Below are 14,247 nucleotides of genomic sequence, written 5' to 3' on the forward strand. Positions count from 1 at the left end.
AGACCTCGGAAATCCCGAAATCGATCTTGTGCCGCTCGGTGCGGGTGTCGTGGAAGAACATCAGGATCAGGATCAGCGTGATGGCGATCAACCCGGCTGCCACGATGAACGGCAGTTGCAGCGTCGCATAAGGCCCTAGGATACGGGTATCGCTCAGCAGACCGGCGATTAGCGGCCCGGCGACCAGACCCAACGCGGCGGCGGCCACAACGCGGCCCATATTGCGAGTGCGTTCGTCATCGTCGCGGCTGACATCCACCAGCGCGGCCTGCGCGATCGGCTGATTTCCGGCGGTAAACCCGGATATCGCGCGGCCCAGCAGCAGCAGGTAGTAATTCGACATCTCGACCGCGACCACGGTCAGGATATAGCCCGCCAACGCCCCGATCAGGCAAATCACGATCCCATTCTTGCGACCTATATAATCCGAAAGTTTCGAGATATAGGCGGCCCCGAAAAACCAGAAGATATAGAAGGTCGAGAGCAGCGCGCCATACATCAGGTTGCGAGTATTGTGACCGGTGTCCGCAGCAAGAAATGTGCTATCCGGGCTAATCAACAGCGTGCTGATGATCGGCAGAATCAGCCCCTGCCCCATCACGTCGACAAACACCACCAGCATCAGGGAAAGGCGCAGCATGATCATGTTCATTTCCCTCCAAGCATCTCGCGCCTTTAGCATTGCGCCAAGCCCTTTGAAAAACAATGTCTTCCTGAAAATATCGAAGGCGAAGGTGCCATCTCTTGCCTGGGGGCCTGCGCCGGAGGTTGTGCGTCGGCAAAACGTCGCGACCCCATAAATCTCAGTATGACACCAGCGTATTTGCTGCTACGCAGAAACCACAACAAGACGACTCGACGTTGCCCGTGAGAAGGAGGCGAACATGCCTGTGACCAATCCCTGGCTCGACTATGTGGTTGATGCCAGCCAGCGAACCGCCCTGTTTCTGGATATCCTGCGGGAGCGCGGCAACCAGTATAACGCCCACATCACCGCCACGGCCCCCAATGTTCTGGGCTTTGAGTATGACGTGGTGATGGATGGCCGCGACCTGCCAGAGCCGGTCAACTACGCGTTGATCCGCATCAAGCCGCCCAAAAGCGTCACAATCGACCTGCACAAACGCCCCTTTGTCGTCATCGATCCGCGCGCCGGCCATGGCCCCGGCATCGGCGGCTTCAAGGCCGACAGCGAGATCGGCGTGGCGCTGGCCGCCGGGCATCCCTGCTATTTCATCGGCTTCCTGCCAGAGCCCGAACCGGAACAGACCATCGAAAAGGTGATGCGCGCCGAGGTGACATTTATTGAACATGTGGTCGCGACGCACCCACAGGCGGATGGCAAACCGGCAGTGATCGGCAATTGCCAGGCAGGCTGGGCAGTGGCGATGCTGGCCTCTTACCGGCCCGATCTGTGCGGCCCAATCATTCTGGCAGGCGCGCCGCTCAGCTATTGGGCGGGGGTGCATGGCAAGAACCCGATGCGTTACAGCGGCGGATTGCTGGGCGGCAGCTGGCTGACCGCGCTGACCGGTGATCTGGGCGCGGGCAAGTTCGACGGCGCCTGGCTGGTGCAGAATTTCGAAAACATGAACCCCGCCAATACGTTGTGGGCCAAGCAGCACAACGTCTATGCCAAGGTCGATACCGAACGTGAACGCTATCTCGAATTCGAACGCTGGTGGGGCGGGCATGTAATCCTGAACGCCGAAGAGATGCAGTTCATTGTCGACAACCTCTTTGTGGGCAACAAGCTGCCCACCGGTGGGGTGGTGACGAGCGATGGCATCAGACTGGATTTCCGCCGCATCAAATCTCCGATCATCTGTTTCTGTTCCAAGGGCGATGATATCACCCCGCCGCAACAGGCGCTGGGATGGATCACCGACCTTTATGAAAGCGTCGATGCGATCCGCTCGCACGGGCAGACCATCGTCTACGCGGTGCATGACAAAGTTGGCCATCTGGGCATTTTCGTGTCGGGCAGCGTCGCCAGGAAGGAACATCGCGAGTTCGCCTCAAATATCGATTTCATCGACTGTCTGCCACCGGGGCTTTACGAGGCGGTGCTGACTCCCAAGACCGGGGATGAGCCCGACGCCGATCTGGACCCGACCGACTACATCACCCGCTTCGAGGCACGCGATCTGGACGATATCCGCGCGCTGGGTCACAACGATCTGGAGGATGAGCGCCGCTTCGCCGCGGTGGCCCGCCTGTCCGAGATCAACACGGGGCTCTACAACACTTTCGTGCATCCCTGGATGGAGGCGCTGGTGACCCCGCAAATGGCCGAAGTGGCGCGCGAGATGCATCCGTTACGGCTGGGCTACAAACTGGCCTCGGACGTAAACCCGCTGATGAACAGCGTCAGGCTCTGGGCTGACCATGCGCGTGAGAACCGCAAACCGGTCGATCCCAACAACCCGTTCTGGGTGATGCAGGAACAGGTCTCGGACGGAATCACCACGGCGCTGGAAACCTATGGCCAACTGCGCGATCAGGCCGCTGAGGCGATGTTCATGGCGACCTACAGCAACCCGCTCATGCAGGCGATGCTGGGACTCAGTGCCAGTGACGGGCCGCCACGGCCGCATCCGGGCCTCGACCCCGAACACCGCGCCTTTGTCGCGCAACGGATCACCGAGCTAACCGCGAAGATGGCAGAAGGTGGCGTCAAGGAGGCAGCGGTACGCGCCCTGCTCTATGTGCTTTGGCCCAACCGCGCCGCTGATGAGCGCCGGTTTGAAATTGTTGATCGCTTGCGCGAGGACGACGAACAATCGCTTCAGGATTTCAAGGACATGCTGCGTGAGCAGTTCCTGATGCTGCTGGTCGACGAGGATCGCGCCATCGAAACCCTGCCAGACCTGATGGCCGGGCAGGCAAAGGAACGGGACGAGGTGCTCGCCATGATCCGCCTGATCGCCGGTACCGGCGGCCCGCTCAGCCCGGAATCGGAGGAACGTCTGGCACAGATCGAAAAGTTGTGGGACACCCCACAGCCCGCCAATACCGGCAAGCGGGCGCGCAAGCAGAGCTGATAGCGATCAGCTCTGACTCTGCACGACATTCCAAATTTAAGCCAGAACCGCGCTGATCAGATAGAAAATGATCCCCGACAGGATCGCAGCGGCCGGAACGGTAATGACCCAGGCTGCGAGGATGGTCATGAAATGGGATCTGCGCACCAGTTTGCGCCGCCTGCGCTCTTCTGGCGGATAATTTGTGCGATCGGGCATTTTGAGGCGCGCATTCCGGATGCGCCGCTCGGCGTCCCATTCCCGAAAGAAGCCGACGCCAAATACACCACCTACGGCAATGTGGGTTGAACTGACGGGCAAGCCAAGCCAACTGGCCACGATCACCGTAATCGCAGCCGACAGCGCCACACAATAGGCGCGCATCGGGTTGAGCTTTGTGATCTGGCCGCCGACCATGCGGATCAGTTTCGGCCCAAACAGCAACAGGCCAAAGGATATTCCGAACGCGCCGATGATCATTACCCAAAGCGGAATGCTGATCGCGTCCGTGAAGCTGCCCGATTGAGAGGCCTGCACAATTGCGGCAAGCGGACCGACGGCGTTTGCCACATCATTTGCGCCATGGGCGAAACTCAGCAGCGCCGCCGACACCACCAACGGAATGCCAAACAGCACCTTGAGCGACTTGTTCCGGTTCTCCAGCCCCTGCGATTGTCTGCGGATCACCGGGATCATCACAATCCAGACCAAAACACCGATGGCCGCGCCGATCATCAACGCCGTTGTCAGGTCGATCTTGATGATCTTTTTCAGGCCCTTCAGGGCAAGATAGGATGCGAACGCACCGGCCATGATGCCGACAAGGATGGGCACCCACCTGCGCGCCGCGGCAATCTTGTCGTCGCGGTAGATGATCCTGGACTTGATCAGCCATAGGAACATGGCGGCGATGGCCCCTCCCAGAACAGGCGAGATCACCCAGCTGGCCGCAATCTTGCCCATGGTTGACCAGCTGACGGCGGCAAAACCAGCCGCCGCGATGCCCGCGCCCATGACACCGCCGACCACCGAATGGGTCGTGGAAACCGGTGCCCCGATCCAGGTTGCCAGGTTGACCCACAGCGCCGCCGACAAAAGCGCAGCCATCATGGCCCAGATAAAGACCGAGGCCGTGCCCATGCTTTCCGGCGCAATGATGCCCTTGGCGACAGTGGACACAACGTCTCCGCCTGCAATCAGCGCACCCGCGCTTTCAAAGACGACCGCAATGGCGATGGCCCCGCCCATGGAAAGCGCATTCGCCCCCACCGCAGGTCCCATGTTGTTGGCCACGTCATTGGCGCCGATGTTCAGCGCCATATAGGCCCCGAGACAGGCAGCGATGATCACGATGAACGAATTGTTCTCCTGCCCGAAGAGCGACATGGCAGCGATGCCCGCCAACAGAACAAAGACCAGCGACACGCCCACGCCGACCATTGGGCGTGACACATAGCCGGTTGCCGTTTCAAGCCTGGAGAACCGTGCAAGGTCCCGGTCGAGTGTTTCCAGATGGCGCGGATCGCCTTGTTGTTCTGTCATAGTTGTGGTCCCCACAGTTGGGAAAGACGCTTAGCGCTGTCAGAACGCCAAATGCAACCGGTCAATGAAAGCGAAAGGTTTTTTTGCCGAATGAGGTAAACCACAAAGCAAGCCAGCTTCTTTCGTCAATTCTCCAGAGATAACCATATGCTGCAACGCGCAACCAAGACTTTTTCCTTCGGATCATCCCTGCTCAACATGAAATCAGCCTTTGCCGTCAATCTTTTGCCATCGCACGCTCGTTCAGTGCGCGCGAGGCGGCGCGGGCGATGATGCGTTCTTCGTCGGTGGGGATGACCAGCACCTTGGTTCTGCCGATGCCGATGCTCATCTCGTTGTCAGTGTTGGCGCGTGCATCCAGTGTGATGCCCATCCAGTCCATGCCATTGCAGATCCGCGCCCGGATCGCGGCCGAATTCTCACCGATGCCGCCGCAGAACACCACCCCGTCGATGCCGTGCAGGCTGGCCGCCAGCGCGCCCAGCTCGCGACGGGCACGGAAGGTGTAATACTCGATCGCCATTTCCGCCTCGAGCTGTTGTGAGGCCTCCAGCGCCCGCATGTCGTTTGTCGCGCCTGACAGCCCCTTGAGACCGCTTTCATTGTACAGAAGCTTGGTCAACTCGCTGGCCGACAGCCCCTCCTGATCCATCAGATACAGCACCACGCCCGGATCGAGCTGACCGCAACGGGTGCCCATCGGCAGGCCATCCAGCGCTGAAAACCCCATGGTTGAAGCAATCGAGCGCCCGTTCAGCACCCCGCACATCGACGCGCCATTGCCCAGATGCGCAATCACCACGCGGCCACTGGCCAGTTCGGGGTCGATCCGGGCAAGCGTGCCGGTGATGTAGTCATAGGACAGCCCGTGAAATCCATAGCGGCGCACGCCCCGGTCGTAATATTTCAGCGGCAGGCCAAACGTGTCGTTGACCCAGGGGTGATTGCGGTGAAAGGCCGTATCGAAACAACCGATCTGCAGCGCGTCGGGGAAAGCCTCGATCGAAGCGCGTACGGCGGCGAGGTTATGCGGCTGGTGCAGCGGCGCCAGGGGTTCGAGCAGGGCCAGCTTTTCCATCACCTCCGGCGTCAGAAGCTGGGGCGCCTCGTAGTCGACCCCGCCATGGGCGATGCGGTGTCCGATACAGGCGGGTGGGCGGCCTTGCAGGACGGTTTCGCATTTCTCAAGAATGGCCCGCAGCGCCACGTGATGATTGGCCGAGCCCAGATCATCCTCGACCTGTTCCAACCCGATCCGGGCCTTGAAACGAGCGTTCGGGCCAAGGCTTTCGACCTGACCCACCGCGATTTCGCGCGGCTCGTCGCCGGCCTCGTAAAGCGAAAATTTCAGGGACGACGACCCGGCGTTGAGCGACAGGATGAACTCTGCCGTTGCGCCACCCGCTCCTGTCATGCCGTGATCCATCTGCCGTCTCCGTGCTGTTGCGGGGATCGTCACCCCATGATGTGATATCCACCATCAATCGGGTGTATTCCGCCTGTCACGTTGGACGCCGCGTCACTGGCCAGAAACGCCGCATAAGCGCCCACATCCTGAGGGCTGGCCAGCATATGCGTTGGCGTGCGTGCGGCATTGTCGGCCATGAGATCGTCGAAATGCGCGATGCCGCTGGCCGCGCGGGTGTTCATCGGACCGGGCGACAGCGCATGCACCGAAATCCCCTTGCCGCCCAGTTCAGCGGCGGCGTAACGGGTCACCGATTCCAGCGCCGCCTTGACCGGTCCCATGACATTGTAATGATCCACCACCTTTTCCGAGCCATAGAAGCTGACCGTCATGCAGGTGCCGCGCTGGCCCATCAACGGCTCAGCGCGACGGATCATGCGCAGGAAAGAATGCACCGACAGGTCCATCGCCAGCCCGAAGCCGTCGCGCGAACAGTCGATGACGCGGCCATGCAGGTCGTCCCTGGGGCAGAAGGCCACCGCGTGCAGCAGGATATCCAGCCCGCCCCACTGGTCCCGGATCCGGTCAAAAACCGCGTCCAACTGCGCGTCCGAGCGCGCATCCAGCGGCATCACCATAGCGGCCCTCAGCCCTTCGGCCAGCGGGCGCACATACGGTTCGGCTTTATCGTTCAGATATGTGACGGCCAGTTCGGCCCCTTGCGCGCGAAAAGCGCTGGCGCAGCCATACGCAATCGATTGCTCATTGGCGATGCCGACGACAAGGGCGCGTTTGCCGTTCAACGAAAACATGGCCGGTCTCCCTGGATCAGTGGCAGCGCAGCCCCGGCCGCGCCACGTGTCAATGTGTGGTCGCTCAGGCTGGCTCAGGCGCGCTTTCGGACTGGGTGGCGATCTTGGAGCGGATCCTCTCCAGCAGGCCGTCATAATCGGGCGTACCTTCGGCGGCATAATGGAAGTTCTTGAACAGGCCCGTAAGTTCGGTGAACCAGGCACGGATATCAGGTTTGCTGTCCAGCGCCATTCCGCCCTGCACCACGCCATACATCAGCTTGAACACAAGCTGCTGACGGTCCAGCGAGACCGAGCAATCCACGTCATCGAACGCGTCCTGCTGCAGGTAGATCATGTCGACGAACAGCGCCTTCTGATAGGTCACATAATCGTCGATGGTGATGCCTTCTTCGCCGGTGACCTGCATCATCTGGTCGATCTGCTCGCCGCGTTCCAGCAGCGCCTGCATCTCTTTGACCCGGGCGATCCAGGTCGGTTCGATATTGCGGCTATACCAGTCACTCATCTGCTCCAGATAGCGCGACCAGGACAAGAGTGGGTCCACCGCCGGGTAAAACCTCTTATAAGCCCGTTCCGAGGACAGCCCGAGAAAACACTTCACTGTCGAGAGCGTCGATTGCGTCACCGGCTCGTCAAAGTTTCCGCCCGCGGGTGATACGGTGCCGATCATGGTCAGGCTGCCGCTGGTACCGTCATTGGTCTTGATCACGCCCGCGCGCTCGTAAAGCCCTTTGATCGAGCTTTCCAGATAGGCGGGGAAGCCCTCTTCGCCGGGGATTTCCTCGAGCCGACCGCTGGTTTCGCGCATCGCCTGCGCCCAGCGAGAGGTGCTGTCGGCAATCAGCAGCACATCCAGCCCCATCTGCCGGTAATACTCGCCGAGCGTGATTCCGGTAAAGATCGACGCTTCGCGCGCTGCAACCGGCATGGACGAGGTGTTGCAGATGATGATGGTGCGGTCCATCAGGCTGCCGCCCAATTTCGGATCGGTCATTTCAGGGTATTCTGTTATGGTCTCGACCACCTCGCCCGCGCGCTCGCCACAAGCCACAACGATCACGATGTCGACCTGCGCGTTGCGCGCGATCAGATTCTGCAGCACGGTCTTGCCCGCCCCGAACGGCCCTGGAATACAGGCGGTGCCGCCGCGTGCGATGGGAAAGAACGTGTCGATCAACCGCTGTGAGGTCAGGATCGGCGCATCGGGAAAGGTGCGCCGCGAGGCGGCGGATTTCAGCAGTTGCGCGGGCACCGGGCGGCGCACCGGCCAGCGTTGCATCAGGGTCAGGATATGTTCCGATCCGTCCTCGCCGGTCAGCCGCGCTACCGGATCCTGCACCGTTGCGGCGCCCTTTTGCACCCAGTTGATAGTGTAGCGGCCCGCCCAGTTGAACGGCACCATGATTTTGTGGGTAAAGCGCCCCTCGGGCACCGTGCCCACCACATCCCCCGCCGAGACCGCATCACCCACCTTGACCAACGGCGTGAAGGACCATTTCGCACCCTCATCCAGCGGTGCCACATCCACTCCGCGCGGCAGGAAGATGCCGTATGCGGCGGCCACTTTGGCCAGCGGTGATTGCAGCCCGTCATAGACCTGACCCAGCAAGCCCGGTCCCAGTTCCACCGACAGCAATTGCCCGCTTTGTTCCACCGGGTCCCCGACGGCAACACCGCTGGTGCTTTCATAGACCTGCGCATCGGCGGTCTTGCCGCGCACCCGCAGGATCTCGGCCTTGAGGCGTTCCTGCCGCCCGCCAGCGGCGGGTTTGGAGGGCAGGATATAGACCACCTCGTTCTTGACCAGCCAACCCGGCGTGCCATCGGCCTGATCCAGCGCTTCGATTTCGACCAGGCCTTCCTGCACTGCCGCGATACGGGCGGTGGGGGCGTGTGTTTTGGGGTCGGCACTCATCCGGTCCCTCCTTCCAGCATCAAATCGGGGAAATCCTGCAGCGCATCGTCGGAAAGCTGCGCGAAACGCCGCGCGGCGGCTTGGGCATCCGAGGCGGCCCAGCGGTCGAACAGGGTCCACTTCAGCACATAGATCACCACCGCCTCGAAATCGAAATGATGCAGGCCGCCATGGCGCTGCAACTGGCGGAACGCGATCTCAAGCAGATGCCGTTCCAGCCCCAGCGCGTCGCCAGCCTCCAGCAGCGAGCCCGCTTCACGCAGCCAGGGCAGCGGCGCGTCCAGGCGAAAGGTGGGATCGGACCAGTTCGCCGCGATATGGCGTGTCCATTTGCCGAACCCCCATTGCCCGCTGGGCGCGGCCATCCCGTCGCGCCGCATCCGCAGCGCGGCAATAGCGCTGCGCAGCTCCATCCGGTCGGCAACAATGGCGCGCAGGGTGGGCTGTGGCAAATTCCGCAGCAGGGAGCGCGCCCGCTTCACCACCTCGCCGATCTCTGCTTGCGCATCGTAGCTGGCCCAACTCAGAATGTGTTCAATCCGGTGCAACGTTTTGGCATCGTCTTCGTCCAACGCCGACAGCCTCTTGCGCAGCCTCAGTTCCGAAAGCGGCGGCTGTTTGGCCACAAACAGCCGCTCGGAGCTGGGCAGGCTGGAGACCAGCGCTATATAGGCGTCGGGGTCGGACATGGTCAGCGGATCACACCTTCCAGCACGGCGCGGAACCGGGGCTGCAGGTGCTGCATCAACACATCGGTAATGGCCGCGTCCGACAGGTCCAGCTTTATACCGTCCGCGCCTGCCTGCGCCCTGATCCCTGCATGCAGATCACTGGAGGCGAACAGCGTCACGCCGTCTTTCAGCATCTCCTGGGTCAGGCCGAGGACGAATTTGGTGAGCTGGCCGGACTGGATATCGTCGGCATTGGCGCGGATTGCGTCCGGGCCGACCACCTCGGCGGGCAGGATCACCTGCGCACCATTGCCGATGGCGGCATCCTCCCCGGCGCGGCCCACCAGTTCCAGCACCATCTGTTTCAGCATGTCGGGATCGGTCAGGGTCTCTGACACCATGCGCTGCACATCCTGCTGGAACTGCGCCATCAGCGCGGATTTCATCGTCAGCACCGCGTCGCGCATGGCGGTGTTCAATGCCTCTTCGCCCGCCTTGGTGTAGCGATCAGCAGCATCGCGGGCGTCGGCCTGCGCCTTGGCTGCCTCGGCTTGCGCCCTCTCGACAATCTGCGCGCCCTTGGCCTGCGCCGCCTGTGTCAGGCGCGCGGCCTCGTCACTGCCCGCCTGCACGCCCTCGCTGCGCAGCCGGTCAATCAGCGCGTCGATCCCCTGCGCGGTGTCCTGTTCCGCAGCCATCACGCGATCCCCGCGCTGATCACCAGGGCAAAGACAAAGGCAAAGACGCCAAAGCCTTCGATGATCGCCGCCGGGGCCAGCGACAGGCCGAATATCTCGGGCTTTTCCTTGGACGCATTGATCGCCGCAGCGCAGGCCCGGCCCTGCCACATGCCGCAATACATCAGAGCCAGACCCGAGAGCACGCCAACCCCAAACAGGCCCCCGGCATTTTCCGCCGTTACGGCACGGTTGAGCGTGAACATGATCACGATGCCGTAGATGGCGAATGTCGACGGAAAGGCCGAGATGCCGACGAAGCGGCCGTAACCGCTTTCGGTTTCCAGCATCGCGCCGATACTGGCCTGACCCGCGATCGAACAGCCGATCGCGCTGGCGATGGTTCCAAGCGCCATGGGGGCAAAGATGCCCACCCAGCCCATTGCGATGACGAAATCGGTCATTCCTGTACCTCCTTGCGGGCAAACGCGCGGAAGACTGTGCCTTCCTCGGGCAAACCCCATTTGTAGAATTCGATGAAGTTGAGCCGCAGCCCGTGGACCACGCCGCTCATGATGGCGAGCGCAAAATTCAGGCCATGCCCGATGAACAGGATCAGCAACCCGCCCAGCAGGCCCAGACCGGATGCGGAGCCGAACCCTTTGGCCGCCAGCCCGTTGAAGGTCACCGCCAACGAGGCCGAAGCCAGCCCCAGCGCAAACAGCCGCATGTATGACAGCACATCGCCGAAGAGGCCCATCAGACCCGTCAGGCTCTGTACGCCGCCCGCCAGCCGCCACAGCCAGTCGGTGCCGGATGTGACCGGACGGTCGCTGGAGAACACCAGAATGACCAGCAGACCAAGGCCCATCATCCCCAAGCCCCCCTGAAAAACTGGCCCGGCCTGCCCGCTGAGCCAGAGCGCCAGCCCGCCCAGCACCACGCCGATCCAGCCCAGATTGGCATAGCGGCTGCGACTGGGTTTGTGCAGGAAGGCCATCAGGTTGGCGAAAGCGACATGGGCCACGCCTACGATGATAGACAGCCGCATCATGGTGGTGAAATCGTTGATATCCACCAGCTTGAACCGCGCCAACACACCGCCCTCGGGCGGACCAACACCGAAATAGCTGCCGACGATCACGCCATAAGCAACCGTGGCACCCGCGAGGATCAGCAACATGGTGCGCCAGGCGCGGGAGTGTGTCGTAGCACCCAGGCGACGCCAGAACCCCAGCACGCCCAGCAGGATCAGAAAGCCATATCCCGCATCGGCAATGATCATCGCAAAGAACAGCGAGAACGAAGCGATCAGAACCCGGCTGGGGTCCCAGGCGTAGTAATTGGGCACCTGATAGAACAGCGCCATATCGACTCCCGCTGCCTCGCTGTCGGGCTGTTCGATCAGGGTTGGGGGCACCTCACCCGGCTGCGGAGCGCTGGTCAAGACGGCCAATCCTTCCTCGGCGCAGATATCCTCAAGCGCGGCGATGTGATCCTCCGGCACCCAACCCTGAATGGCGAAGAGGTCGGGGTCGTCAAATGTCTGGGTCTCGGCAAAGGCAAGCTCGGCGGCGGTTTCAGCCTTGGACAGGGTCGAGCGCAGCAGGGTCAGAAAGCGGGTCAGCGCCATGCGCTCGCCCAGCAGGGTCTCGATCTCAATCTCGGCGTCTTCCAGTTCGCCCTGCAGAACCGTGATCGGCTTGGCCCCCAGATGGGTGCGCGGCACCGGCAGCAAGTCAGTGCGCGGCTCATCGGCGCTGACCACGGCCACGTAGAGCACCCGATGATCGTGGCCCACGATCTGCCAGGGCAGATCGACCGCCTGCAGGCTTTCGCGGTTTTTTAATGGGAGTTCGTAAAACCACAGGTGCAGCCCGGCCAGTGCCTCGGTCGGGGGGAAAGTGAAATCGCCCCAGGGCTGCATCGTGTCGATCCGATCGGCCAGAAAATCACGCCGGTCCTGAGCCGCCCGCAACTTGTCCTTGAGGACCAGCACCGAAGCCACGAAATGTTCGACATCGAATTCAGGGTTGGAGCGCACCTGCCGGCGCTGGCCCGGCACCACCGCCAGAAAGCGCAGCGCCTTATAAGCATCCTCGGCTTCGCGGCTGACCTTCTTTTCGACCTGCGTTTCAGGCGGAGAGAGCGGCAGGATATGCATCGCGCCCAAATCCTGCAGCTGCGCCAGTGTCGCGTCCTTATCCGCCGCGCGCCCGATGACCGAGATCTTTTTCAGCCGCGCGATGCTCATGCCATCGCCCTTTTGCGCTTGGCGATCTTCGAGCGCACGACCGAGGCCATTTCCTCGTCATTCAGATAGATGCGGATTTTCTTGATATTGGCGCGGGCATTGGGGATCAGCACCTTGTCAAAAAGGTTCACGCGCTGGGTGATGACTTCAACCGCGCGCGACAATACCTCGACCCGCTGGCGCGCCACTTGCACCCGCAACCGCGCTTCAAGCATGTCATGCAGCAGCGTGGTCACATTATCGACCCAATGGGGCAGCACCATCGGCGAATAGGGCCGGATTTTGACCTCGATCCGGTCCAGCACCGGCAGCTTGGTGCCCACCACGTTCTCCTCACCCAGCTCATAGCGGGCCAGCCGCACGAGGCCTTTCAGGTCGATATCGCTATTGCCCAGCATCGGCACATCGCGGCCCACCTGCTGGGCAAGGTCCTCGACCTTGCGGGCCATCTCGGCAACCTGCACCACGGCCTTGGCCCGTTCACCCATCAATTGCTGCCGCTTCAGGTCCAGCGACGGCAGGAACTTCTCATAGGTCTTCAGCTGCGCTCTCTGATGCGCGAGTGAAGATTTATTCAGCTGCAACCGCGCCATCTGCATCCTTGGGGAAATAGGTGTCGATCAGGTTCTGTTTCATCAATAGCTGCTCGGGGCGGAAACATTCCGCCAGCGTCTGCCAGCAAAGGTCCAGCGCCTGTTCCAGTGGGATCGAGACGTTGATATCCATGAAACGGGTGCGGAACAGATCGCCGAATTTCAGCACCTGCTGGTCATAGTCCGACAGTTCGAACGCCATGGCCTGTTTTTGCGCCGCATCGCGCGCCTCGGAATAAAACCGGATCATGGTGTTCATGATCTGGCTGTGGTCCTCGCGGGTGACCTTGCCGATCACGTTCTGCTTGAGCCGCGACAGGCTGCCGAACGGGTCGATCACCCCGGAATGCAGATAGAATTGCCCCTCGGTGATGTAGCCGGTGTTGTCCGGCACCGGATGGGTGACGTCATCGCCCGGCATCGTCGTGACAGCCAGAATGGTGACCGAGCCGCCCTTGGCGTAATCGCAGGCTTTCTCATACCGCCGCGCCAACTCGCTATAGAGATCACCCATATAGCCGCGGTTCGAGGGCACGCGCTCTTGCGAAATGCCTACCTCTTTCATCGCATCCGCATAGGCGGTCATGTCGGTCAGTAGAACCAGCACGCGCTTGCCTTCCTCGACCGCGAATTTCTCGGCCACAGCCAGCGCCATATCGGGCACCAACAGACGCTCGACCAGAGGGTCCGAGGCCTGATTGACGAACATCACTGTGCGCGAGAAGACGCCCGCATCCTCAAAGCTCTGCCGGAAAGTGTAATAATCGTCAAAGATCAGCCCCATGCCGCCGAAGACCACGATATCGGCGTCGGCCTGAATGCCGATCCGGGCCAGAAACGGATTGTATGGCTCGCCCGAGACCGAGAAGATCGGGATTTTCTGGCTTTCCACCAGACAGTTGAACACGTCGATCATCGGCACATCGGTGCGGATCATGTGTTTCGGCACGATCCGCTCGGCCGGGTTCACCGAGGGGCCGCCGATATTGTAGCGCGGCTCGGAGGACAGGTCGGGGCCGCCATCGATCGGGTCCCCTGCCCCGTCAAAAACGCGCCCCAGGATGTTGCCCGAATAGGGCGTCTGCATCGGGTGACCCAGAAAAGTGGCGCTGGCCCCGGTCGAGATGCCCTTGGTGCCGGAAAACACCTGCAGCGTGACCTCTTCGCGATTGATGTTGATTACCTGCGCCAGCGAGCGGACGCCATCGACCCCTTCGACCACTGCCAGATCGTTGAAACGCACCACCGCGCCCGCCGCCGCGTTTTCAGGAACATGCACCTTGAGCGTATCGCCGACGATCTCCAGCACACGGGAATATTTGATCAGATCGCGAACCACCTGCGGCCTC

12 protein-coding genes are annotated in these 14,247 nt (G+C 61.6%); 1 reads left to right on the forward strand and 11 read right to left on the reverse strand.

Translation table 11 applies throughout. The features are described from left to right. Positions 1-640, reverse strand: a 640-nt coding sequence (locus M3P21_RS19765) for an MFS transporter (protein ID WP_249712888.1), incomplete at its 3' end; no start/stop codon positions are given. Positions 641-884: 244 nt separating this feature from the next. Between M3P21_RS19765 and M3P21_RS19770 the strand changes: the two genes are divergently transcribed. Continuing rightward, positions 885-3,044, forward strand: a complete 2,160-nt coding sequence (locus tag M3P21_RS19770) for a DUF3141 domain-containing protein (RefSeq protein WP_249712890.1) — start codon at positions 885-887, stop codon at positions 3,042-3,044. Between the two features lie 36 nt (positions 3,045-3,080). On the opposite strand, the gene M3P21_RS19775 is transcribed toward M3P21_RS19770, so the two are convergent. From M3P21_RS19775 to M3P21_RS19820, 10 genes are all read right to left on the reverse strand, one after another. After that, on the reverse strand, positions 3,081-4,565 hold the full coding sequence (locus tag M3P21_RS19775) for an inorganic phosphate transporter (protein ID WP_249712892.1): 1,485 nt from the start codon (positions 4,563-4,565) through the stop codon (positions 3,081-3,083). A 217-nt stretch (positions 4,566-4,782) separates the two neighbouring features. Continuing rightward, on the reverse strand, positions 4,783-5,991 hold the full coding sequence (locus M3P21_RS19780) for an acetate/propionate family kinase (RefSeq protein ID WP_249712894.1): 1,209 nt from the start codon (positions 5,989-5,991) through the stop codon (positions 4,783-4,785). Positions 5,992-6,020: 29 nt separating this feature from the next. Further along, positions 6,021-6,785 carry an enoyl-ACP reductase FabI gene (gene fabI, locus M3P21_RS19785; RefSeq protein ID WP_249712896.1) on the reverse strand — a complete coding sequence of 255 codons (765 nt, stop codon included), beginning with the start codon at positions 6,783-6,785 and terminating at the stop codon, positions 6,021-6,023. A gap of 64 nt (positions 6,786-6,849) precedes the next feature. Continuing rightward, the gene (locus M3P21_RS19790; protein WP_249712898.1) at positions 6,850-8,703 is read right to left on the reverse strand and encodes a V-type ATP synthase subunit A; all 1,854 of its coding nucleotides are present in this window, start codon (positions 8,701-8,703) and stop codon (positions 6,850-6,852) included. Beyond that, positions 8,700-9,392, reverse strand: a complete 693-nt coding sequence (locus tag M3P21_RS19795) for a hypothetical protein (RefSeq protein WP_249712901.1) — start codon at positions 9,390-9,392, stop codon at positions 8,700-8,702. The genes M3P21_RS19790 and M3P21_RS19795 overlap by 4 nt, the downstream gene beginning before the upstream one ends. Before the next feature lie 2 nt (positions 9,393-9,394). Continuing rightward, a complete protein-coding gene (locus tag M3P21_RS19800) occupies positions 9,395-10,072 on the reverse strand; it encodes a hypothetical protein (RefSeq protein WP_249712903.1) in 678 nt (225 codons plus the stop codon). Continuing rightward, the gene (locus M3P21_RS19805; protein WP_249712905.1) at positions 10,072-10,515 is read right to left on the reverse strand and encodes an ATP synthase subunit C; all 444 of its coding nucleotides are present in this window, start codon (positions 10,513-10,515) and stop codon (positions 10,072-10,074) included. Before M3P21_RS19805 ends, M3P21_RS19800 begins: the two co-directional genes overlap by 1 nt. Then, positions 10,512-12,305 (reverse strand): V-type ATP synthase subunit I, encoded by a 1,794-nt coding sequence (locus M3P21_RS19810; protein ID WP_249712907.1) that lies wholly within the window; start codon positions 12,303-12,305, stop codon positions 10,512-10,514. Before M3P21_RS19810 ends, M3P21_RS19805 begins: the two co-directional genes overlap by 4 nt. Continuing rightward, a complete protein-coding gene (locus M3P21_RS19815) occupies positions 12,302-12,898 on the reverse strand; it encodes a V-type ATP synthase subunit D (protein ID WP_249712909.1) in 597 nt (198 codons plus the stop codon). The genes M3P21_RS19810 and M3P21_RS19815 overlap by 4 nt, the downstream gene beginning before the upstream one ends. Then, the gene (locus M3P21_RS19820; RefSeq protein ID WP_249712913.1) at positions 12,876-14,237 is read right to left on the reverse strand and encodes a V-type ATP synthase subunit B; all 1,362 of its coding nucleotides are present in this window, start codon (positions 14,235-14,237) and stop codon (positions 12,876-12,878) included. The genes M3P21_RS19815 and M3P21_RS19820 overlap by 23 nt, the downstream gene beginning before the upstream one ends. Positions 14,238-14,247 lie beyond the last annotated feature (10 nt).

Source organism: Ruegeria spongiae (genome assembly GCF_023502395.1).
Taxonomy (GTDB): Bacteria; Pseudomonadota; Alphaproteobacteria; order Rhodobacterales; family Rhodobacteraceae; genus Ruegeria_C; species Ruegeria_C spongiae.